Annotated in this window: 22 protein-coding genes and 2 pseudogenes; 10 read left to right on the top strand and 14 right to left on the bottom strand. The window is 52.5% G+C overall.

The genetic code is table 11. The features are described 5' to 3' along the window. Window positions 1-142: 142 nt before the first annotated feature. On the top strand, window positions 143-1,855 hold the full coding sequence (locus NK662_RS16290) for a DUF2334 domain-containing protein (RefSeq protein WP_254760003.1): 1,713 nt from the start codon (window positions 143-145) through the stop codon (window positions 1,853-1,855). Further along, a complete protein-coding gene (locus NK662_RS16285) occupies window positions 1,848-3,113 on the top strand; it encodes a glycosyltransferase family 2 protein (protein ID WP_254760002.1) in 1,266 nt (421 codons plus the stop codon). Before NK662_RS16290 ends, NK662_RS16285 begins: the two co-directional genes overlap by 8 nt. A gap of 89 nt (window positions 3,114-3,202) precedes the next feature. Here NK662_RS16285 and NK662_RS16280 read toward each other — a convergent pair whose 3' ends face one another. From NK662_RS16280 to NK662_RS16270, 3 genes are all read right to left on the bottom strand, one after another. Beyond that, window positions 3,203-3,469 carry a hypothetical protein gene (locus tag NK662_RS16280; RefSeq protein WP_254760001.1) on the bottom strand — a complete coding sequence of 89 codons (267 nt, stop codon included), beginning with the start codon at window positions 3,467-3,469 and terminating at the stop codon, window positions 3,203-3,205. 35 nt (window positions 3,470-3,504) lie between these two features. Then, entirely contained in the window at window positions 3,505-4,275 is a 771-nt protein-coding gene (locus tag NK662_RS16275) for a class I SAM-dependent methyltransferase (protein WP_254760000.1), read from the bottom strand. A 126-nt stretch (window positions 4,276-4,401) separates the two neighbouring features. Further along, on the bottom strand, window positions 4,402-4,761 hold the full coding sequence (locus tag NK662_RS16270; RefSeq protein WP_254759999.1) for a hypothetical protein: 360 nt from the start codon (window positions 4,759-4,761) through the stop codon (window positions 4,402-4,404). Window positions 4,762-5,043: 282 nt separating this feature from the next. Here NK662_RS16270 and NK662_RS16265 point away from each other — a divergent pair, with 282 nt between their 5' ends. After that, window positions 5,044-5,556, top strand: a complete 513-nt coding sequence (locus NK662_RS16265; protein WP_254759998.1) for a GNAT family N-acetyltransferase — start codon at window positions 5,044-5,046, stop codon at window positions 5,554-5,556. Window positions 5,557-5,683: 127 nt separating this feature from the next. Here the strand turns inward: NK662_RS16265 and NK662_RS16260 are convergent. The 7 genes and pseudogenes from NK662_RS16260 to NK662_RS16240 all read right to left on the bottom strand — a co-directional run. Further along, a pseudogene (locus NK662_RS16260) lies at window positions 5,684-6,112 on the bottom strand (alpha/beta fold hydrolase); the annotation flags it as partial. 41 nt (window positions 6,113-6,153) lie between these two features. Continuing rightward, window positions 6,154-6,360: pseudogene (locus NK662_RS23775) on the bottom strand (alpha/beta fold hydrolase); the annotation flags it as partial. Between the two features lie 34 nt (window positions 6,361-6,394). Continuing rightward, window positions 6,395-6,520: a hypothetical protein gene (locus tag NK662_RS23620; RefSeq protein WP_279664890.1), complete on the bottom strand. Its 126-nt coding sequence runs from the start codon at window positions 6,518-6,520 to the stop codon at window positions 6,395-6,397. A 14-nt stretch (window positions 6,521-6,534) separates the two neighbouring features. Continuing rightward, the gene (locus NK662_RS16255; RefSeq protein WP_254759996.1) at window positions 6,535-7,116 is read right to left on the bottom strand and encodes a GNAT family N-acetyltransferase; all 582 of its coding nucleotides are present in this window, start codon (window positions 7,114-7,116) and stop codon (window positions 6,535-6,537) included. Between the two features lie 122 nt (window positions 7,117-7,238). Next, complete coding sequence (locus NK662_RS16250) at window positions 7,239-7,448, bottom strand: hypothetical protein (RefSeq protein WP_254759995.1); 210 nt, start codon at window positions 7,446-7,448, stop codon at window positions 7,239-7,241. 157 nt (window positions 7,449-7,605) lie between these two features. Then, the gene (locus tag NK662_RS16245; protein ID WP_254759994.1) at window positions 7,606-8,580 is read right to left on the bottom strand and encodes a DMT family transporter; all 975 of its coding nucleotides are present in this window, start codon (window positions 8,578-8,580) and stop codon (window positions 7,606-7,608) included. Between the two features lie 23 nt (window positions 8,581-8,603). Continuing rightward, the gene (locus NK662_RS16240; protein ID WP_438503632.1) at window positions 8,604-9,260 is read right to left on the bottom strand and encodes a GntR family transcriptional regulator; all 657 of its coding nucleotides are present in this window, start codon (window positions 9,258-9,260) and stop codon (window positions 8,604-8,606) included. Window positions 9,261-9,400: 140 nt separating this feature from the next. Between NK662_RS16240 and NK662_RS16235 the strand changes: the two genes are divergently transcribed. After that, window positions 9,401-10,351, top strand: coding sequence for a hypothetical protein (locus NK662_RS16235; RefSeq protein ID WP_254759992.1), 951 nt, complete (start codon window positions 9,401-9,403; stop codon window positions 10,349-10,351). A gap of 48 nt (window positions 10,352-10,399) precedes the next feature. On the opposite strand, the gene NK662_RS16230 is transcribed toward NK662_RS16235, so the two are convergent. Continuing rightward, the gene (locus NK662_RS16230) at window positions 10,400-11,569 is read right to left on the bottom strand and encodes an MFS transporter (RefSeq protein ID WP_254759991.1); all 1,170 of its coding nucleotides are present in this window, start codon (window positions 11,567-11,569) and stop codon (window positions 10,400-10,402) included. A gap of 265 nt (window positions 11,570-11,834) precedes the next feature. On the opposite strand from NK662_RS16230, the gene NK662_RS16225 reads away from it, so the two are divergent. Next, window positions 11,835-12,734, top strand: coding sequence for a LysR family transcriptional regulator (locus NK662_RS16225; protein ID WP_254759990.1), 900 nt, complete (start codon window positions 11,835-11,837; stop codon window positions 12,732-12,734). Between the two features lie 83 nt (window positions 12,735-12,817). Further along, entirely contained in the window at window positions 12,818-13,213 is a 396-nt protein-coding gene (locus tag NK662_RS16220) for a cupin domain-containing protein (protein WP_254759989.1), read from the top strand. An 80-nt stretch (window positions 13,214-13,293) separates the two neighbouring features. Here NK662_RS16220 and NK662_RS16215 read toward each other — a convergent pair whose 3' ends face one another. Further along, window positions 13,294-13,707: a MerR family transcriptional regulator gene (locus NK662_RS16215; RefSeq protein ID WP_254759988.1), complete on the bottom strand. Its 414-nt coding sequence runs from the start codon at window positions 13,705-13,707 to the stop codon at window positions 13,294-13,296. A gap of 146 nt (window positions 13,708-13,853) precedes the next feature. Between NK662_RS16215 and NK662_RS16210 the strand changes: the two genes are divergently transcribed. Then, a complete protein-coding gene (locus NK662_RS16210) occupies window positions 13,854-14,894 on the top strand; it encodes an NAD(P)-dependent alcohol dehydrogenase (protein ID WP_254759987.1) in 1,041 nt (346 codons plus the stop codon). Window positions 14,895-15,223: 329 nt separating this feature from the next. Here NK662_RS16210 and NK662_RS16205 read toward each other — a convergent pair whose 3' ends face one another. Together NK662_RS16205 and NK662_RS16200 are read right to left on the bottom strand one after the other, a co-directional pair. After that, the gene (locus tag NK662_RS16205) at window positions 15,224-16,021 is read right to left on the bottom strand and encodes a glycerophosphodiester phosphodiesterase family protein (protein ID WP_254759986.1); all 798 of its coding nucleotides are present in this window, start codon (window positions 16,019-16,021) and stop codon (window positions 15,224-15,226) included. Between the two features lie 214 nt (window positions 16,022-16,235). Next, a complete protein-coding gene (locus NK662_RS16200) occupies window positions 16,236-20,234 on the bottom strand; it encodes an Ig-like domain-containing protein (protein ID WP_254759985.1) in 3,999 nt (1,332 codons plus the stop codon). 186 nt (window positions 20,235-20,420) lie between these two features. On the opposite strand from NK662_RS16200, the gene NK662_RS16195 reads away from it, so the two are divergent. The 3 genes from NK662_RS16195 to NK662_RS16185 are packed head-to-tail and all read left to right on the top strand — an operon-like array spanning window position 20,421 to window position 22,820. Then, window positions 20,421-20,627, top strand: a complete 207-nt coding sequence (locus tag NK662_RS16195; RefSeq protein WP_254759984.1) for a heavy-metal-associated domain-containing protein — start codon at window positions 20,421-20,423, stop codon at window positions 20,625-20,627. A 6-nt stretch (window positions 20,628-20,633) separates the two neighbouring features. Then, entirely contained in the window at window positions 20,634-21,131 is a 498-nt protein-coding gene (locus tag NK662_RS16190; protein WP_254759983.1) for a hypothetical protein, read from the top strand. A 24-nt stretch (window positions 21,132-21,155) separates the two neighbouring features. After that, window positions 21,156-22,820 (top strand): ribonuclease J, encoded by a 1,665-nt coding sequence (locus tag NK662_RS16185; protein ID WP_368736070.1) that lies wholly within the window; start codon window positions 21,156-21,158, stop codon window positions 22,818-22,820. Window positions 22,821-22,825 lie beyond the last annotated feature (5 nt).

Raw genomic sequence — 22,825 nt, 5'->3', positions numbered from 1 at the left:
CTCTCAGAAACCAGGGGAAAGAGAGAGCCCTCAAAATTTACCCAGGAATTACCGCTTGACCACCTCCATTCACTCCTTATAATATACAGTTATCCATTATGTTCTGTATTAAGAACAATACATACGGGGAGATATCCTGCCTATGAAAAAGTTTATGTCCGCACTCCTCTGCTTCCTCCTTCTGGGACAGTCTGTGCCGCTTCAAGCTGCCGCTGCCTCGAAGGTGCTCCTTCTGTACAGCGCCGACAGCGAAGAAGACATGGCGCAGGTACGCATTCTTGATTCACTGCTCGGGCACTTTGCCGGGGACATTGCCGTCGTCAGCGATGAAGCCTTCACACCGCAGACGGCCGCAGGCTATACGCACGTATTCTATGCCGGACTGAAGCGGCGCAAGCTGCCGCCAGCCGCTGCCGCCTATCTGAACAGCTTCTCAGGCCCGCTATTGGCGATGGGCTATAACACAGAACAGTTGCAGCGCTTTTCCTTTGTCACAATCGGGGAGGATATCAATGCAAGCGGTATTTTCCCGCCAGACGCCAAGCAGCCGCTGCCGATTGTACATGCAGATGGCGAGGCGAGCTCCTATGCTCTATTTCAGACAAGCGCCGCGCCTTCTGCCTCTGTCATCCTGTATGCCAACCGCTTGGAGGATGGACAGCCGGTGCCGATTTTGCTTCAGGATGGGCAGAGCTACTACTTTGCGTCGGACAAAATTGATAATCCCTATGGACAGGTGCTCGGCGAAGCCATGTTTCCATTATTTAAAACCAAACCCGCATCGGGACACAATGCCTATCTGCGCTTGGAGGACATCCGGCCCGGCTCCGATCCCGCAGTACTGCGGCAAATTGCCGACTACCTGAAGGATGAGCACATTCCCTATATCATGAGTGTCATCCCTGTGAATATGGACACCGGACAGCATATGGCGGACGTGCCGGAGCTCGTGGATGTGCTGCAGTATATGCAGAAAAACGGAGGCAGCATTGTCCTTCACGGCTACTCCCATCAGTACCGCCCGGATGAAAAAACAGGCGAGGGCTTTGAATTTTGGGATGTCTTGCGTAACTCGCCCATCTTTCAAGAAGCAGACTTGAACAGTAAGCGAAAAACAAGAGCCGACTTCGCTGACGAAGCAGCGTACAAGGCATATATACAAGCCGGGCGGACATTTGAAGAGAATTATATCCGCAAGCGCATTGAACATGGCGTCCAGGAGCTTACCGTGCACAAGCTATACCCGCTTGCCTTTGAAGCGCCGCATTACACGATGTCACAGACCGGCTATCAGGTCGCGTCGGAATATTTCTCCACCTACGTCGGCCGGGTGCAAATCAGCGACGAAACGTGGACACATTCATACGTGCCGTCATACGAAACACGTCCGTCCTTCCTGCATGGTATGCGCCTGCTGCCCGAGACAATCGGCTTTTATGACATGGCGATGGTGCAGGAGGGCAAGGACCCGATCCGGGATATGCTGTCGCACGCAAAGGAGCAGGCACAGTTTTCCGACAGCTATATCGCTGGCTTCTACCACCCGGCACTCGGCGTTGCACACCTCCGCGTTCTCATTAAAGAACTGAAGAAGGTGCCACATCTGCATTGGATTGATTTGCAGAAGCAGCCGAACACCGTTAAGATTCCGAATCTGAAAATCCACACTGACGCCAATGGCATTCATGTACAAGACGATACACCGCTGTCGGTCTATAAAGTGAAAGAAATGCTCGGCCATGCGCAAAGTGACACACTGCTGGTCATTCTATGGATTTCCGGAACGGCCGTACTCTTGTTTCTTCTCAACATCGGCTATCTGATTTGGAAAAGAAAGGAGCAGCTCCATGGCTGAAGTGTTATATCTCTCTTCCTTCTATATTATCTGGTTCATCCTGCTGTACTACATCTTCCTGATGCAGGGCGGCTTCCTCCATGCGCTGCAATTCCGCAGGCTGGAAAAGGAATGGAACTTTATCACCAAGCGTGTGGTGCCGCGGGTGAGCGTCCTCATTCCGGCGCATAACGAAGAGGTTGTCATTCGCCAGACGCTGACTGCCATGGCGCGGCTGCGCTACCCGAAAACGGAACTGGAGGTCATTGTCATCAATGACAACTCCTCGGACCGGACCGGCGCAATCTGCGAGGAGTTCGCGGCGCAGTATACGTTCATCCGATGCATCACCACAAAGCCTCCGTTTGCCGGGCGCGGCAAGTCCAGCGCCCTGAACCAGGGATTGGCCGCCGCGACAGGCGAAATCATCGCCATCTATGATGCTGACAATGAGCCGGAGCCGGATGCGGTATACAAGCTGGCAATGGCACTGGTCCATGATGAAAAGGCGGGCGCCGTTGTCGGGAAGTTCCGTGTCATCAACGCCACGCGCAATCTGCTGACGCGCTTCATCAATATCGAGACCATCTGCTTTCAATGGATGGCGCAGGCCGGCCGCTGGTATTGGCTGAAGCTCTGCACCATCCCCGGCACCAACTTCGCCATCCGCCGTTCCGTGCTCGAGCAGCTGGGCGGCTGGGATGTGGACGCATTATCCGAGGACACCGAGCTCAGCCTGCGTGTCTACGACCTGGGCTATCACATCCGCTTCTATCCGGGCGCGGTGACATGGGAACAGGAGCCGGAGAACTGGAAGGTATGGTGGAAGCAGCGGACACGCTGGGCACGCGGCAATTTGTATGTGCTCCTGAAATACTTGGCCAATTTCCGCTCTCTGCGCGTGAAACGGCTGTACTTTGACATCGTGTATCTGTATTTTACATACATTGTCTTTTTGGCCGGCATTCTGATTTCCCACGGCATCTTCCTGTATGGCCTTCTATTCGGCCTGCAGCTGCCTGCCGTCCGCATCACCTTCTGGTTCATGGTGCTCGCCTATCTGCTGTTCGTAGTCGAAGCAGCGCTCACCATCACAATTGAACAAAAGCAGCTGACGCTGAAGAACATCCTGACCATCTTGATTATGTACTTCACCTACTCGCAGGTATGGATCGGCCTTGTTGTCTACGCGCTCTATCTCGAAATCAAGCGCGTGCTGTTCAAGCAGGAAGTCCGCTGGTACAAAACAAGCCGGTTCCAGCAGCCGAAGGACATGTAGCCGCGTCGGGACTTATATTACAAATAGAGGCTCTCCTGGATGCGTTTCAGGCAGGGGAGCTTTTTTGTGAAAGCAGAACAGAATCTTCGCTAAGATATAGCCAGAATGGATAGAGATATACATATAGCTGATGCAGCTAACAAAATGACAGAAGTTACACGACTCTTCCTGAATTTAATTCCATATGCACAAAAAAAGATAGCAGCTGCCACTTTTGAGAAGCTTCGATAATAAGCATGATTTGCAAAAAATGAACTGCTAAAAATGATTGAAATAAGTAAAGTTGTAGAAATTAGTAATTTAAACCATAAAGGCTCTTTCAAGAATTGCTTTATCATAAATTTAATCCGCAGCATGCGTACAACTCCTTCTGAAGGAAGTTTTGCATCGATTACTTGATTCCAACCACCCGAATTCGTTTGTAGTCCGCGACCCAGCCATCTTTTGTGAAAAGGACGCTCTTGAGCTGCTCTTCCACTTTTGCAATCACCTGTTCCTTCGCTTCAGGGTTCAGGTGTTCCAGCATGCCGCCGGCGAACATATGAATCCAGTTGCACAAGCCTTCTTCTCCATCCAGCGGTGTGGGCCTGTCAAAATGCTGGGCAAAGACGACCTGGAACCCGGCCTCCTCCATCAGTGCCGTGTACTCTCCGATGCTTGGGAAGTACCAGGGAAACTGCTCTTTTTCAAGCGCTGTCCCGGCCGCCTCCAGCTGCCGGACCATCTCATCCGTGATGATTTGGACGTTTCCTTTTCCGCCGAACTCAGCCACAAAGCGGCCGCCATGCCGCAAGCTTCGATAGATGCCCTGCAGCGCCTGCTTCGGAGGCTTCACCCAATGGAGGGTTGCATTGGAGAACACGGCATCGAATTCCTCTTGAAATGGCAGTGCCGCCGCATCTCCCGTCTGAAAGGAAATATAGGGATACTTGGCCTGCGCCTTCGCAACCATTTCCCCGGACTTATCCATGCCAACAATATGGACCCCCGTCTGGTGCAGCTGATTTGCCAGTTCCCCAGTCCCGCAGCCCAGGTCCAGAATCCGCTCCCCTTCTTGCGCATCCAAAATCTCCACAATTCCCCGCCCGAATGCTGATACGAAGGAATGCTTTTCATCGTATAAATCCGCATTCCATACATTCTTTACTTGAGAGTCTCCCATCACCAATTCCCCCTTTGCATCAAAAATATTTCCTTATTATACCATTCATTATAAGGGATGTGTGAGGAAATTTTGCCGGTCGTACATTCCTGCGCCTGTGTTTCCGCCTCTGCCTTCTTCTTTGCCTCATTTCTGATTGCTGTTTAAACCTCTTGCCAGCTTGATCGCCAAAAGCTGAGGCAGCAGGTTGAGGACACTCACAGCAGCCAGCAGCAGCTGAGGTGTAAGCGGCTTGAAGAAGCCATCCCACCCCACAACTCCCATCATCCTGCTGATCCAATACAAAGAGGAAGCGGCGGATAATAGATTGCCGGCAATTGGAATCTTTGTGTTGCCAAAGAAGGTGCCGCAGAATGCAAAGAGAGGTGTCGCTGTCACCATGAGTAAGTACCCAAGCATAGAACGGTGCTGAAAATCCTGATACATAGCAACATATACAAAAGGAAAACAGTACAAGCAAATGATGAATATAGGAATCTTTTTCATTTCCCCGCAACCTCCCTGTCATTTTATGTATAGCGATTACAGTCACTTCCCATGCCAGCTTCCTCCCATCTACGGGTTATACAAAAATTACCCTGCATGGTGTAATTTTACACTAAAACCATTGAGAAAGGAACACATGTAATCCAAGAAGAAACCTCCTCCGCAGATGATGATTTCCCTGAGGAAGTAAAGCAAGAAACAAAAAAGTTCAGCTTTACGTCAGGCATGGAGAGTTCTACAATACATATAGAAAGCCAAACGTATGCTGAAAGGGAGACAAACATGATCAGACAAGCTACTGAAACAGATTTAATAGAGATTTTGGACATCTATAATGATGCCATTCTTACTACCACCGCCATCTATACGTACAAACCCCAGACTCTTGAAAGCAGACAAATGTGGTACAAGCAAAAGCTGGAGGAAGGCTATCCCGTCTTAGTATGCGAACAGGACGGCAAAGTCGCCGGTTTTGCTACATTCGGTCCTTTCCGGCCTTGGCCGGCTTATAAGTATACAATAGAACATTCTGTATATGTCCATAAGGATTATAGAAAGCAGCGCATTGCCACACAATTAATGCAGGAGCTCATACAAATTGCGAACGAGCGGGAATATGCAACGCTTGTGGCCGGCATTGATGCGGCAAATGAAGGCAGCATCAAAATGCATGAGCGCATGGGATTTGCATATTCCGGCACCATTAAAAAAGCCGGATTCAAATTTGGCAGATGGCTGGATCTTGCCTTTTATCAATTGGATTTACAAGGACCTGCAACGCCCTTAGAAGATTGACATATACTTTCCATGTTCCCATAAGCAAGTGAAAGGAGCAGAGATGAGATCACCCTGCTCCTTTCACTTGTCACTCCTCCCAAAGAGAGGGACAGGTTGCAAAAATGGCTGCCTGTTTTACTTATACTCATAGGAAACGCCATCCAGCGCAGGCAGCCCCTCTTTCTTCATCAATGCCATATGACTTTCTGTCCCCGTACATCACCAGCGTATCAGCAGCAATGCGATGAAGGTGCTCTTTGATCTTAGGAAGCGGCGTGGTTTTCATGACAAGGAACGTTTTCTTGGTAAATTTGAGCGATTTGCTGAGTATCTCCCGCGTGTACACTTGATCCGGCTGTTTTCCCTTATACAGGGAGTATGTAGCTGAATTGATGAACTGGACAGGAAGAAGCTTGGTCAAAAGGACGGTAAGAGCCATAACCAATTTGCTCGTCTGATCCGGCATTTCACACCACGTATCGGCCAGGACCAGGCTTTTGACATAGCCCGGATAGCTGTAAGCAAGCATTTGCGCCACAACACCGCCCATTGATACGCCGACCACGTGCGCAGAAGCAACCCCAGCAGCCCTGGCAGGTCCTCCATCATCTCTTTGTAGGAAAAGGCTTGATCCCCGAGTTCCGTGGACTTGCCATGAAAGTGCAAATCAACCAATATGAATTGGAAATGCTCCTTGCATGCCTCAATCTGCGGCTCCCACATGGGCCAGCTTGCACCCATTCCGTGCAGAAACAGGATGGGCTCTCCCGTTCCGACAACTTCATAATGTATAGATGCCCCATTGATTTCAACCGTGGACATTTGATTCGCCCCCTTCATCTTCATATAGTTAGTCTTACACATACTTATGGATGGTCTGAACAGACTCTTTCTCTACAACCTTTTCCCCGAAGGTCAGATAGCTGCCCAAGCTGATTTCACTCACCCGTAAGCCTGACGTCCCCACTCTGTTATACTTCAAAAAAATCCCCCTTCCTACAGTGATCCATGTGCTTCATACAGTATCGAAATGTCACGCCAGACATAGGCCACATCGTCCACCACTGTTTCTCCAAACGTACTGGTTCTGCGGCTGTATTCCTTTCCCCCCAGCCGTTCATAAAAGCCAAGCCCGGACTTATTTTGCTCCATAACCCATACCAGCATGGAGTCTATGCCGCTTTCCTGAAAGTGCCGGGCAACGGCTGCGACAAGCTGCCTACCTGTGCCCAAGCCTCTGCATTCCTGCCGCAAATACAGCGCATATAATTCACCGGCAGAAGGTTCTCCCTCCATGCTCCTCCCCGCTGCAAAGCCTGCCATGCTCCCTTCCCCATTTATCACTACATATATAAATGGCTCATGCCCAGTATCCAAAAATTGATTCCATCGCTCTTCAGCCTCTTCATAGGATAGTCCATTGAGGTATGAATCGGGCACCAGCCCCTGATATGTAGTTTGCCATCCGTCAACGTAGACCTTGGCTATGCCCGCTATGTCCTGTCGGCTTGCTTGTCTGATTTCCAAATGAACCACCTCAACAATGTAATAGAAATGACTGCTTTTAGCACCTGTCATACTAATAGAATTACATATTATAGGTGGTTATGCTATAGCAGAAGACAGTTCCATCCGGAAATTCTATGCGGTCCCGCAAAATTTCAGCTTTTTGGGCAGCCTGCTGTTTCTGTGCTTTACGGTCACCTTTTTCCTTTCGCCAATCTTATTTCCAAAAGCTGGGGCAGCAGGTCGAAGACACTTACAACGATTAGAAACAGCGCAGCAATCACGAGCAAGTGCCCAAGCATGGAACGGTTTTGAAAATCCTGATACATAGCAGCATACACAAATGGAAAACAGTACAAGCAGAGTATGAACATACGAATCTTTCTTATCTTTACACTGCCCATGCCAACATCCCCTATCTGTGAACCAAGTCTAAAATTATTCTATAGGTGTAGCTTTACACCCCTTTGACTGGAAAAGGAATACATGCTCAGAAATCTTCACGACATAAAAACAGCCCCCTCCATGCTTTGGAGGCGGCTTCATACAATGCAATTCAAATCAACCTATATTCACAGACTGCTCCAGCTTCTTTGCCGGCTTTCTATTTGAAACAAGACTGTGCAAAATCATGCCGAGCGTGACGACCAGCATCCCGCACCAGGACAACAGAGACGGCATCGGGATGGACAGGAACAGCAGCTCCCCCATCAAGGCAAACAGCACCTCCATGGACTGCGTTGCCTCCACGGCGGCCAGCCGCTGCATATTTCCTCGTACCATATCAGTGGCCGTGAAGAACAGAACCGTGGCGATGATGCCGGAGCAAAGCGCCACCAGCAGCGATTGCAGGCTTTGTCCCCCGCTTGGCAGCCCGACCGTGAAGAAGCCGTAGATGGAAAGCAGAAGCCAAAACGGCAGGCTGGCGAGCGTCATCCCCAATACGCGCTGATACGCGTCCAATCTGCCGCCGCAGGCCTCCATCATTTTCCGGTTGCCGAGCGGGTAGGCAAACGATGCCACCAAGACGGGAAGAACGCCGAGCAGCAGGCTTTCCAGCGGCAGCCGCTTGGCATGCTCCACCTGCATGAGCACGATTCCCAGCAAAATGATGAGCGACATCATGAGACCTCTCAAGGCAATCCGTCCCCTGATCTGCACAGGTCCCTTCTTTGTTTGGATGGTTTCCACAAACAACGGTGCCAGCAGCGCGCCAGAGATAATAGTGATTTGCCAGGTGCCTGCAATCAGCCAGCCTGGCGAATAGGCGGACGCAAAGCATAATGGGGCGTAGAACAGCCCGAATCCGACGAAGCTCCACAGCAGCCACGTCCCCGGCTGCTTCTTCATTTCATGAAAGAGCGGGCGCAGGCCTTTTCTCATCATGACAATACAGAGTAAAAACGGAACCATAAAGATATACCGGAGCGAGGCGCTCCAAATCCAGCTGCCGCCGGACAATTCCATCGATGCGTTCAAAACGAATGTGGAAGCAAAAAAGAGTGCGGAGCATATACCGATTAGAATGGGCTTCACCTGTTTTCCCTCGCTTCTGATTGTTAGATGAGCAGCCCGCCAAGACTGAGCCAGTTCTCCTCGACGAGGCGGACAACTGCTTCGTGCTCCCTCTTTTTACAGGCTGCAATGATTCCATCGTGCTGCGCAACCGAGGCGAGCCCGTTTTGGGAGGTGAACTGCGAAACCTCCAGCCTTTGAATTTTCGGCAGGCTCATTCGTAAAGCTGCGACAATTTCCGGATTTCCCGCTGCATCCAGGAACACCTGGTGAAACCGTTCGTCCGCTTCCATCGCTCCAATCACATCTCCTGCCTCAATTGCGAGATGCAGCTCTTTGTTGTGCTGCTCCAGCTGTTGGATATCTGTTTCCTGTAACACCGGGCATGCCAGCCGGGCCGCCAACGCGTGCAAGGCGGCTACCACTGTGAAAGCATGCTTTGCCTCCTCCCATTGTAATGGCGCCACACGAGTGGAGGACCCGGGGAGTGATTGAATCAGCCCCTCATCCTCCAGCCGCTTCAGCGCTTCCCTGACCGGGGTCCGGCTGATGCCGAACCGCTCCGCCAGCTCCTTGTCGCTCAGGCGTTCCCCCGGCTGCAGCTCCAAGGTAATAATTGATTTTTTCAAGGCTCCATAGACTTCATCCCGAAATGACAGACGTTTAATTGGCTGAATTTCCATACAACCAATATATCGCATATCAATTTTTCAGACAATTCTTTTTTCATGGTGTAGACATGAAGGGAGAAAGCGCTAGGCTTCCATTTTTTACAGAATGTTTCCTGAATCAAGATAAATTACAATAAATATGTCATATAAAACAAAACCAGGGGGACACAATGAAGTTCAAAAAGCTAATTCCCGCAGTTCTTGCGGCACCCTTATTATTTGGCATCCTCCCTGTACAGCCAGCGCATGCCGCCACTGCTGTCAAATGGGGAGACATATACGCCACGAAGGACATCACAGGAAGAGTTGTGGTACGGGCAGATTCCTATTTATCCGCGAAAAGCAGCACCGGCAAATATACGGTGAATACGGCATGGAAAGTGACCAAGGGCCAAACGCTGCTGGCACTTTCCGCTGACAGCAAGTATTATCATGTGTCCGGTGGGGACCCGGACCGGGACGGGTACATCGAAAAAAGCAAAGTGACATTTGAGGCTGTCCCGAAGGCGGTGCTCGACCAGCTGAAGACTGCGCAAAAACCGGTGAAGGTTCAGCTGAAAACAGCCGCCAGCAGCCGGCAGTATTTGAATAAGATTGCGCCGCAGCTGGAGTACGGCATGATGATTATGGATGCGGAGAAAGCATTGGGACAAGCGTCACAGGCTGTTTTCTTCCCCCATAAAGAGGGCAAGAAGACCGTGACGGACGGCGTATTTACCTACAAAAACTGGTCTGGTGCCAAGGCATTTCAAATTGGAAGCGTGCAGACTGAGACACTCTTGATCTTTAACCAGGAGAAGCTGTGCGGCATAGCAATAGGCGCAGACATGACTGCTGCAGTCTACCAGCCAACAGACGACAAGACCATTCAGGCGAAAAGCAAAGCGACATTTGATGACATGGTGAAACGATTGACAAAGCTGTACGGCAAGCCTTTGGAAACCAACTACAAGGCATTTCCGACCAAGGTGGACGGCAAAACATTCTACTCTATGAGCGCGTACTGGGTGAAACCCGGCACTTCCGAGGAAGTGGTTACCTTGAGCGTGGATCCTGTCGTCAAAAAGGTGAACGGAAAGAACCAGGTATATTTGTCCTACGGGATTGCGGTTCTGCAATAAAAAAACCGCTGCTTCTCCGCAGCGGTTTTTTGCTGTGAACAAGCCCTCTTACGCGGAGAGCTGCTTCACAGGGCTGTACATATTGTTTCTCACCCTAATTGTCACCCAGCCCAGCACTGCGGCCAGAATGCCCAGGAACACAACATATCCGGTGCCCAGTCCCGATACCAGCAGCCCGCCCGCGGCTGCGCCGAGGGTTGTGCCGACGTTGCAGGCGGAGATGAATAAGCCGTTGGCGAAATCAGGCGCTTCGGAAGCTGCGGATGTCACCCAATACTGATTGATGTTCCCCCCGATTCCACCCAAGATGCCCCAGATGAAGGTGATGGCGAGCATCGGCAGGCTGTACTGTCCGAATAAGAATAATAGTGTGTAGAGTCCCACTAATACAAAAGGAAAAGCGGCAACGAATTTGTTCGCATTGGCACTCAGCAGCCTGCCGCCTACCATATTTCCAATTATATTGGCTCCGCCGTACACGAACAAGGCGAAGCTTGCGAGACTGGCAGGCATATGCGTTACCGTTTTCAGATAGTCCGCCAGATAGCTGTATACGCCGAATATAGCCGCATTTAGTAGAATGACCGTCAGGATGGAAAGCCATGTCAGAGATTTTTTTAATACGGAGAACTGTGAACCGTACGAAAGTCTTTCTGTAACCGGCATGGACGGTACAGCAGCCCATGTCGCAAGAAATACAATGATGTTCACAACAGCGAAGAAGGCCATCGCCGCTTGTAAAGAGACCGCACTGGCAATAAAGCTTGCGATTGGCACGCCGGCCACCATGCCGGCGGATACGCCCACGAATACTCTCGCAACCGCTTTGGGAGCTTCCGCCTTGCTTACGGATGCGGCAGCCACCGAAAATGCCAATGAGCAATAAACCGGATGGAAAAAGGCCGGGATGATCCGGGCAAGCAATAGAACCGTGAAGCTGGAGGTGAATATGGATACCACGTTCCCCAGAACGAAAACACCGAGCACAAGCAGCATGACCTTCTTCCGGTCGACTCCTGAAAATAAGAGTGGCATTGTTGGACCGGCGCCAGCTACTACCAGGGCAAACAAACTGACCAGCCAGCCTGCTTTGGCAATGCTGATATGAAAATGATCCGCAATGGCCGGCAAGATCCCAATTACGCCCATTTCAGTATTTAAGATGCCGAATACGCCTACAGCTAAGATGAACACCAATACATGATTTCCCTTTCTCAAAAAGCTTCCCCCTCTCTATCTGTCAATCTACCTGCTGTGCCGGGCGAAGAATGATTTCACTGACGGCAATTGTTTCAGGTGTGCCGATCGCATACATCCTCTGCTTTCAGGCCGATGCTCCACTCAGCTCCGGGCTTGAACACCCTCCCTTGTTGTTATCCATTCTAACGGCATCCTTCCCCTATGCCAAATACTTATGTCTTATATCAAGATATGCTTTAAAGGCATTTCTGAATGGTATATACTGTGAGAAGAGGTGGTTCATATGGAACTCAGAATACTACGCTATTTTCTGGCGGTTGCCAGAGAAGGAAGCATTACAGGCGCTGCAAATGCTTTGCATGTGACCCAGCCGAACCTGTCCAGGCAGTTGAAGGAGCTCGAGCAAGAACTCGGAAAAAAGCTGTTTGTCCGCAGCAGCCACAGCATCCTTCTGACTGAGGAAGGGTTGCTCCTGCGAAAGAGAGCGGAAGAAGTTCTTGAGATGGTCGATAAAATGGAAGCGGAATTCCGTTCCCTGGAGGAGGAAATAAGCGGGGATGTGTACATAGGCGGCGGAGAAACGGACATGATGAGGCAGATTGCGCGGGTGGTCAAGGATTTACAGCCTCAGTATCCCCATATCCGCTATCACCTCTACAGCGGAAATGAAGATGATGTGACGGAACGGCTCGACAAAGGGCTGCTGGACTTTGGCGTCCTCATTCAGCCGGCAGATGTATCCAAATATAACTACATCGACATGCCGGGCGAGGATGTATGGGGTGTTGTGATGCGGAAGGACAGCCTGCTTGCCGCCAAAGCCGCCATACAAGCAGCGGATTTACTGGAGGTCCCGCTCATCTGCTCGCGGCAGGTGATGAAGCAAACATTCTCCAAAAATGAGTTTGCCGATTGGTTTGGGGAGGACTTTCATAAGCTGAACATTGCGGCCACCTACAACCTGGCCTACAACGCAGCCATTATGGTGGATGAAGGGGTGGGGTATGCAGTTGCTCTTGATAAGATTGTAAATACGTCCCGTGACAGCAGCCTCTGCTTCCGGCCGCTGCAGCCGCAGCTGTCATCCGGCCTGCATATTGTTTGGAGAAAGCATCAGATGTTTTCCGCCCCCGCGAAGCTGTTTTTACAGGAAATGCAGGCGGCATTAGATACGTCAAGCTGAAACAGCCATTGCACCTCTTGACTTAAAGTGCACTCTAGGGTCTATACTGTAGCAAACAGAAGTTGGAAAGGAGGAATGGAAATATGGCTCATGAGGAACTGAGCAACAGCACAATCTTTCCATTAGGAACAAAGCTTGAGACAAATTTCATCGGAGATGCATACTTGCACATGGTGTTTACAGACCCAACGCCGCTCAATGCGCCGATTGGGAATGTAACCTTTGCCCCAGGGGCGCGCAATAACTGGCACTCCCACAAAATTGGCCAGGTTCTGCTGGTTACAGGAGGCGAAGGCTGGTATCAAGAAGCTGGAAAGCCAGCGCAACTACTGAAAGCTGGCGATGTGGTGAATATTCCGCCGCATGTCAAGCATTGGCACGGGGCAACCAAGGATAGCTGGTTTGTCCATTTGGCAATCACGCCAGGGGAAACAGACTGGCTGGAGCCTGTTGACGACGAATGGTTTAATGGGCTGTAAAGCCAATATTCCAACGAATACTTCGAATACATCAAAAGGCGTCTCACATCATACGAGACGCCTTTGCTCCGGCTTTCCCCTTACCTCGTACCAGCAAGCTTTGCCTCGTGCTTATGGATCTCTTCCGTGCCTGCATCCAATGCAGTCTCATAATAGAAGCATTTATGCTCAATCAAATCCATTGTCCGCTTCAGCTCCTCCATCTGTGCTTCTACAATGGCCTTCCGCTCCAAAAACATGTTATATCTTTGCTGCAGCGTGGCGTCTCCCTCCGCGCACCAATCAATGAAAGTCTTAATCTCCTTGATCGGCATCCCGGTGGCCTTCAGGCATTCAATAATTCGCAAAGCGCCGATATCAGACTCCGTAAATACCCGCGCACCGCCTGGTGTCCGTTCCACGAACGGCATCAGCCCCTCTTTGTCATAGTAGCGCAAGGTGTACACCGTCAGATGCAATTCCTTGGCCGCCTCGCCGATTGAATATGTCTTCATCCCTACTCCCCCTGATTTTTAGCGAAAATTCTATCACGGCATATGCTGTCTGTCAAAGCCACGAAAATTTGAGGGTTGACCTAGAGTTAACTATAGGGCTTAACATAGTGACATGGAAAAAAATTATATTTCAGGAGGTTTTCTGCATGGTTATTGCAAAAGCACGGGCAGTCGACGGACCGGACAAACCGTTTCGGGCTGCCGAAATTCAACGGCGCGACCTGGATTCACACGATGTTTTGATTGAGATCCACTATGCGGGCATTTGCCATTCCGACATTCATACAGCCCACGGCGAATGGGGCCCTGTGAACTATCCTCTTGTACCGGGGCATGAAATTGCAGGCGTTGTCGCCGCTGTCGGCCCTGAGGTGACCAAGTATCAGATTGGCGACCGGGTAGGGGTTGGATGCATGGTGGACTCCTGCGGCGCATGCGAGAACTGCCAAAAGGGCGAAGAGCAATACTGCCTGAAGGGCAACATCCCGACTTATGCGGGCGTGGACAAATACGGCGAGCCTACACAAGGCGGCTATTCCACCCATATTGTCGTGACAGAGGGCTTTGTCGTCCGCATTCCTGACAGCATTCCGCTTGACGCGGCAGCGCCATTGCTTTGCGCCGGCATCACAACCTACTCGCCGCTGAAGCATTGGAACGCCGGCCCGGGCAAGAAGGTGGCAGTTGTCGGGATGGGCGGCCTTGGGCATATGGCAGTGAAAATTGCACATGCCATGGAGGCCGAAGTGACGGTGCTGTCACAATCGCTGAGCAAAAAAGAGGACAGCCTGGAGTTCGGGGCCGTGAACCACTATGCGACAAAGGACCCTGCAACCTTCCAGCAGCTTGCGGGTTACTTTGATCTGATCATCAACACGGTCAGTGCTCCCATTGACCTCAATGCGTACCTCTCCCTGCTGACGCTGGATGGCACGCTTGTCAATGTCGGTGCGCCGCCAGAGCCTCTGGCTGTGAACGTATTCTCGCTGATTGGCCATCGCCGTTCCTTCGCCGGCTCCCTGATCGGCGGCATCCGCGAGACGCAGGAAATGCTGAATTTCTGTGCGGAGCACAATATTGCACCGAAAATTGAAGTGATTTCCGCGGACGAAATTGATGAAGCCTACAAGCGCGTGCTGGCTTCCGATGTGAAGTACCGCTTCGTAATTGACATCAGTACTATGTGAACATATGTCGGGGCGCTGGTCTAACATGGCCAGCGCCCTTTTTCGTTTGGCGGCTTACTGGCGTGAACCAATCAAGAGGATGATGAAACAAACCGGAGGTGCCGTTCTGATGAGATGAAACAAAAAATCTAAAAACTGAAACAATCCTTTCCGAAAATGAAACAAAAAAATCAAAAAGTGAAACAATTCCTGTTGATCCCCTGTCATATTTGCAAAGGACGGGGGCGATGTTATCAAACCAGCTGGCCATCCAGCGTAGCACCTCCGGAAAATCCCCCGCAATACATCTTTTCCATGCTGATTCTTACCTATTTTTCAGCATTCCCTTCCTATATTTCCTGCAACACTTCATACAAACGGTCGGGAAAGTCTGTAAAAATCCCGGTCACGCCCCACTCCACAAGGCGGCGCATGTCAGCCTTCTCATTCACAGTGAAGGCATGCAGCTGCAGGCCATGCTTCCGCACCTGCTGCACATAGGCTTGGCTGAGGGATTGATAAGGGATGCCGAGGCCGGCGCAATACGTTTGGTACGCTGCCAGCTGCCGCTCTGTGGCCGGGGTGCTGCCGACAAGCTGAATTAAGGGAATGTCCGGCTCCAGCCGATGGATGGTTTGCAGGCTGCGGGCGTCAAAGGATTCGAGGATAACTCCGCCTGGCTGCGCCTGCGGGCCGGTCAGCCCATGCGTCCACAGCACCTCCAGCAGCTTCCTCTCCATGCCGGGATATCTCCATGGCGACTTCAGTTCAATATAGTACCTGGCACCTGTGCCAAACCGCTCCAGAATGGAGGCCAGGGAGGGCACTGCACAATTTTCGCAGACCATGTCCATCCGCAGCCGCTGAATCTCCGCCAGCGTATGCTCCTTGATCAAGCCCGTCCCATTTGTTGTCCGGTCCAGGGTGGCGTCATGGATCGCCACCAGCTGGCCGTCCTTCGTCATATGTACATCCATTTCGATATAATCGCCGTGCAGCTGCCGGGCCAGCTTGAAGGCAGCCAGCGTATTCCCCGGCATGTAGCCGGAGGCGCCGCCGTGGGCGATGTTTAATATGGAGGCCTGCAAGGGACTGCTTCCGAAATACAAAAAGAGCAGGGCCGTACAGATTGTGCGTGGGAAAGCCATTCTCATATCCCCTCTCATGCTGTTCCTCTTATTATGAAGAAAGAGGCCGTTCTGCATCCCGGCAGCAAAAGGAAAAGCCTGCTGCCTGGACGTTCCTGTGCCCTATCATATACCGGGATATTCTCCCTTATACAAAGCGAACCCTGCGGCCAAGGAGCCGTTCTCCGGCCGGTGCACAACAAAAAGGGGAGGTGCCGCTGCACCCCCCATGCTTTTATTGCTTGTCCGTGCGCTTGCGGCGGCGAAGCGTGAAGCCGCCCAACGTAAGCAAAGATGCCAGTGTCAAGAACAGGCTGCGGTCCATTGGCGAACCCGTCTTCGGCAGCTCCCGCACCTCCAGGCCATCCATGGACACATACACCGCCCCAGTGGCAGTGGCGCCAGTCGCATCCTTCACGCGGATCCGGAACATATCCTGGCCGGTGAAATCACCAGTCTTCGTATACGTCCACGTTCCATCTGCGCCAATCGCCACAGTGCCATGCTTCGGCTGTGCGGCGATGCTGTACACCAGACCGTCCGCTTCCAGGCCTGTTCCCTTCGTCCGTCCGCTTACTGCCGCTCCGGAGCCGAGGTTCACCTGCTGATCTGCTAGCTTCAGCGCGTTGCGCTCCACCTCGACATACACAGTCGCACTGCCCTTTTGTCCCTTTTCGTTCGTCACGACAACCGTGAAGCTGTCCCCGCCGGCGTAGTTGGCCGCAGGCTTGTACGTGTAGCTGCCGTCCTTGTTCAGCACAGCCGTGCCATGCAGCGGCTTGGCGCCCAGCGTGTAGGTGAACGGCCCGCTTTGGCCGGCAGGCGTGTTCGTTGTACCGGTGACGGCCGTGTTGACCTTTGTTTCCACATTTCTGTCGGCAATCTTCAGCCCGCCGGCCGACAGCTGGGACATGAAGAAGTCATAGTTCATAATTGTTTGCCCCACATGAATGACGCCATCATGAATATAGCTGTCCTCTCCCGGCTGCTGCGCCACGTCACGTTTCTCGCTGCGGCTGTCATACACAACATAGCCATTCTTCTTCGCTACAATATAGTAGTCCGCATCCGGATATACCATCCAGGCATAAGCGCCTGTTTGATCTGTATACTGCGGATCTTTGTTTTGGTTTGGCGCAAAGTCCTTCAGCGTCGGAAGGTCTACAAGCCCCCCGATTGGACGGTGCTTCGCCCGGTTCAGTGCGGTATCCGCCCAATGCAGCGTCACCTCCGCGCCTGTTACGCCCTTTCCCGTTTCCTTGTCGCGTACAATGCCGTACGGGTCGATAAGTTCAGCCTGTACAGCTGCCACCCCGTCTTGCGGAATTTGTACAAACATCTTCTTGCCGACAAGCACCTTGCCATCCGCCACAACATTCAGCACAACCTCGTACGTTTTGCCGGGCTCGCCGCCGGCAACCTCAAACGTACCTCCATCGTGGACATGCACCTGCAGAGAACTTGATGGGTCGTTCAGCACATTCGGCTGCAGTGTCACCTCATTGCCAAACAGCTCCTGCAGGCTCACCGGCTTATTTGTCCCCGGCTCCGCCACAAGCAGCTGCCCGGAGAAGGTTTGCTCCGCCTGCACCTTGCCGCCGTTGCCGGACAGCTGGCCGACAGTCGCCTGCTGGACAAAGCTGAAAGGCACCTCTTCTCCCTTAAACTTCATCTTGGCCTCGATCTTCATTTTGTACGTCCAGTTGCCATACGGCACCGCAATTTCATAATTTCCTTGCGCGTCTGTGACAACCCTCGTGTTGAAATCAATCACACCGTCACTGTTGAAGTCCTCGCGAATCGTAATCACAGACCCGCCGAGCGGCTTTTTCGTGACGGAGTCAATGACCTGCCCCTTCAGTGCGGCCGGCAGAAATTGCATCGCAATCTGCTCTTCCGCATACAGGCCCTTTGCTTCATTCTCCACAACAGCCTTCACCAGTTTGACCGTTGGCGTGATGGTGCCGCTCATGTCCGGGGCAGTCAGCACCACTGCGGCGCGTCCTTGTGCATCCGTGATGGCTTCAGCTGCAGACAAAGTGCCGGCTTCTGCCGTAAACCTGACGTGCTCCCCAACAAGTGGCCGCCCTTCCTTATCGCGCAGCACTGCCACAATTTCGGATTGCGACTGGCCGTCGCCCACGATTGCCTGGCGGGAGGTGGACAGCTTCAGCGCCGCCGCTTCCTGTTGGACAGTCAGCGTTTGTGTGTCTTCAGCCGTCATGCCTATGCTGTTTTTCACCTCGGCCCGAATCGTATATACACCCGCCGGAAGAGGTTCTTCCAGTGCAAACTGCCACTCGCCTCCCAGCACGCTGCCTGTCAGCATGCGAACTGCCTTGCCGTCTTGATCTGTAATGAACACCTTCACCTGGCTGCCGTCCGCCGCATCGGTTGTGCCGGCCAACATCGGAGTTGAATCGGCAGTCACAACTTCCTCTCCGCCGAGAATCGTCGTCGTGATGGGCAACCCAACCGTGAATGTGCTTGCTTTCACTGCTTTGTTCCCCGCTTCGTCCGTTGTCCGGACCGTCACGGTATGCCTGCCTTCGGTGAGGTCCGCATCCGGCTGATACGTCCAATGCAGCCCTTCCAGCGGAACTGCCGTCCATGCACCGCCATCGACCTGCACCTCGACTGTTGCGCCGATCTCGGCTGTGCCAGTGATGTCCGGACGCTTTTGCGGCACAGTGCTGCCGTTTGCCGGACTGTCAATTGTAACAGTAGTTACTGTGTCCACGAGGAAGGAGCCATTGTCCACCGCCTCGTTGCCAACTGCATCCGTTGCTTTCACCACAAGCGTATGGCCGCCCTCGCCAAGGTCTGCCGCCGGCGTATACGTCCACGTTGTTCCTGTCACAGTTGCGTTCATCCATGCACCGCCATCCAGCTGTACTTGAACTGCCGCACCCTCTTCCACGGTGCCGGCCATACTTGGCCGCTTTGTGGTCACGACTGCCCCGTCAGCCGGGCTGCCAATCTCCACATGGGTTTGCGTATCCACAGTGAGCTGCTTTGTCGTGCTTGCTTTCAGATTCGTTCCTGTCTCTGTTACCTCCGCTTCTACTGTATAGGAGCCGTCAGGGAGCAAATCCCCATCCGGAACTGTCAGGGACCATGTGCCGCCGGATACCGCTGTGGTGTACTCATGATTGTTAAGCTTCACCTTTACCGTGCTGCCGTCTGCCGCATCAGTTGTGCCCGCCACAACCGGTGTTGGATCCGCTGTTCTCGCGCCCCCCGCAATGGCCAGTTCAACAGTATCGCACACAAGCGTTTGGGTATCCTTGATCGTATTGCCGAGGTCATCCACAATGGTCACTGTCACCGGATAGCTGCCCGCTGCCAGGTCATGTGCAACTGGAATGCTCCATTTGCCGCCGGTCACTGTTCCCGTGTAGGTGTGGCCGTCTATCACTAAGCTTACTTGGCTGCCATCCGCTGCTGTTGTTGTGCCGGTCAGCGTCGGGCGCGTCACCGTGACAGTCTGTTGGCTGCCCCCGTCAATGCTCACTGCCGGAATACTGCCGAGGCGGACTGTCATAAGGTCCGTGAACACGACGCTTGATCCGCTCATGTAGTCCTTGTTGATTACAGCCAAATTGGCTGCTTGGGAGGAGCCGAAGAAGATTTGCACCGGTGTTGTCGCGGTGATGCTTGGCGCCACCTGTGTAATCGCCGCAATCGGCACCTGGAAGTCCACGAAATATTGTCCGTTCTCTGCCGGCACGATGCGTGCGCCCGGCACATGGTCGCCTGAGCTGTCCGTTTTGTAAATCGGCACAACTGTAGCGCCGTTGTTATCGGTCACGTACACATAGTCCTGTGAGGTTTCCTTGCCGTACAAGCCGACTGTCGCCTTGTGCACACCGTTCACCGCCAGGTTCACCAGCCAGAACGTCGATGTATAGCCGCCCTTCACATCATACGGATCATCCTTAATGCGAATACGGAAAAACATATTGGTGCCGTCAGAGGAGTAGTACACAGTCGGCTTTGTGCCTGTGCCATCATCCAGGCCGCTTGTCAAATCAGCTGCGCCCGGACTGATGCCGGATTCGCCTGCTTCATCAAAAATCAGCTGCCCGTTCTTCTTTGTATATGTGTCAAAATCGGCAGGCCACGCTGCCGGGGTGTAGTTCGGTGTGGATACGGATGTGACGGCCTGGGAGCTTTGCGGAAGGAGTGTGTTTGTCATGAGAGCAAGAGAAGCAGCAATAGCAGCTTTTTTCAAATGGGTACCCCCTGTAATTCGTTTTATAATTTATATATCTAATTATATATTTATAAAACTTTAAAGCAATCGTTTTCCTCTCCCTCCGGCTATGCACATATTGGAAATGACATGCAGATTACATAGCATGTGTACTTGCCCTCATTCTGCTCATACTAAGCATGTATAAATAAGGAGGTTTTACGAATGGCTGAAGCAACGTTACATGTTACAGACGCAAATTCCGCAGAGTCCATCCAGGCGCTTGAGGGCATTCTGAAGGATTTGCACGGTGTGGAACGCGCGCTTGTGGATACGAGCGACGGCGAGGTGAAAATCCAGTATGACGACACGCTCGTCTCACAGGAGCGCATCGTCATCACCCTGCAGCAGCACGGCTTTCACCTGCAATAAGACGCTATGATCCTGTCTCTGTTTTTGTGCATCCTCGTGCTCCTGCTGCTGGTCACCTTCTCCTGGGAGCGCAGGCTGCCCGGCGACATTACGCCACTGCTTGTACTGTTGAGCATTTCTTTTCCGAAAATCGCGGACCACACACTGGGTGTTGCTCCGTACGACCTGTACGATATTACCGATATGAAACGATACGGGTTCTTTAATTTGCTCCTGTACGGGGTATATCCGGCATTCGGCTACCTGTTCATCTATTTGTACGATTGGCTCAAGCCGCGAAAGCTCGCTCCCATCCTCTATTTTGTCGTTTGGTCGCTGTTTGCGGTCGGCTTTGAATATCTGCTTGTCCGCATCCGGGTGTTTTCCTATCACGGCTGGCATTTGATTTACCCCTTGCCCGTATATCTCCTTGCCATGTCGTCCCTGCTGCTGTTTTATAAGGGGCTCTGCTGGTACAGGCAGAATAAAACCGGTAAAAATAGGGAAATGGTAACAGAAGAATGAGATTTTTGAAGGAGGTCGCGGACTGTGGCGGCAGCACTATCATTTTTTGCCCTCGGCGGCATTAACGAAATTGGAAAGAATATGTATGCCATTCAATATGACGAGGACATCATTGTCGTGGATGCGGGGGCCAAGTTTCCCGATGAGGGCTTGCCCGGCATTGATTTGGTCATTCCCGATGTGACATATTTACTGGAAAACCGGGACCGGGTGCGGGCGCTCGTCGTCACCCACGGCCATGAGGACCATATTGGCGGCGTCAGCTATTTTTTAAAGCAATTGAACGTCCCGATTTATGCCACGCGCATTACGCTCGGGCTCATCGACCTGAAGCTACAGGAGCATGGGCTGCAGCGGGAGACAGAATTACATACGATTACCTTGGACTCGGAGCTGCAGTTTGGGGGGATGAGACTCACCTTTTTCCGGACGAATCACAGTATCCCGGACTGCCTCGGCATCGCTTTTCACACGCCTGAGGGAGTTGTGGTGCATACAGGCGACTTCCGCTTCGACTTGACCCCGGTCAACGGCCAATATCCGGATATTCATAAAATGGCGCGTATCGGTGAGGAAGGTGTGCTCCTCCTTATTTCCGAGAGCACGAACGCGGAGCGGCCGGGCTTCACCCCGTCTGAGCAGATGGTGGGCAAGCACATGGAGGAAGCCTTTCTGAAGGCACAGCGCAAAATTTTCGTCTCCACCTTCGCCTCCAATGTCGTCCGTGTCCAACAGGTCGTCGAAGCTGCGATGAAAACAAACCGCAAGCTCGCCCTGCTTGGCCGCAGCATGGTCAATGTCGTGAATGTGGCAATGGAGCAAGGCTATCTCCACATTCCGGAGGGCATGCTGATTGAGCAGCAGGACATCAACACGCTGCCGCCGGAACGGGTCGCTGTTCTTTGCACCGGCAGCCAGGGCGAACCGATGGCGGCGCTGGCGCGTCTTGCCACGAACAGCTTCCGCGGGGTGGAGGTGCTGCCGGAGGATACCATCATCCTGGCGGCGAGCCCGATTCCGGGCAATGAGCGCAACGTATCCCGGATGATTGACAATCTGTTCGCGCTGCGCGCCCGCGTCATTTACGGCTCCGGCAGCTCAACCGGCATGCACGTTTCCGGCCACGGCTACCAGGAGGAGCTGAAGCTCATGCTCACGCTCATGAAGCCGAAATACTTTGTGCCAATCCACGGCGAATTCCGCATGCTGCATCATCACCGGCAATTGGCGGAGTCCGTCGGCGTGAAGCCGGAGAATATTTTCATTATTAAAAATGGCGATGTCGTGGACATCCAGGGCGGCGAAGCCCGCTGCACGCGCACTGTTCCGGCAGGCAACGTGTATGTCGACGGCCTGAGCATCGGAGAGGTCGGCACGGTGGTGCTGCGCGACCGCAAGCAGCTCGCGGAGGATGGCATGCTTGTTGTCATTGTGACGCTCAGCCGTTCCGAGGGCAAAATTATTTCCGGACCGGACATCATCTCCCGCGGCTTCGTGCATATGCGCGATTCTGAAGACCTCATCCGCGAGCTTACCAATCTTGTGGCGACCACGATGCGCAACCTGCAGCGGGAGCATGTGCATCAGTGGAGCGTGATGAAGAAGGAAATGAAGGAAAAGCTCAGCCAGTTCGTATTTGCCCGGACAAAGCGCCGGCCGATGATTTTGCCGGTTATTATTGAAGTATAAGATGT

The sequence above is a fragment of the Ectobacillus ponti genome (assembly GCF_024294785.1).
Lineage (GTDB): Bacteria > Bacillota > Bacilli > Bacillales > Bacillaceae_G > Ectobacillus > Ectobacillus ponti.
This window is presented reverse-complemented; position numbering and strand designations above follow the sequence as displayed.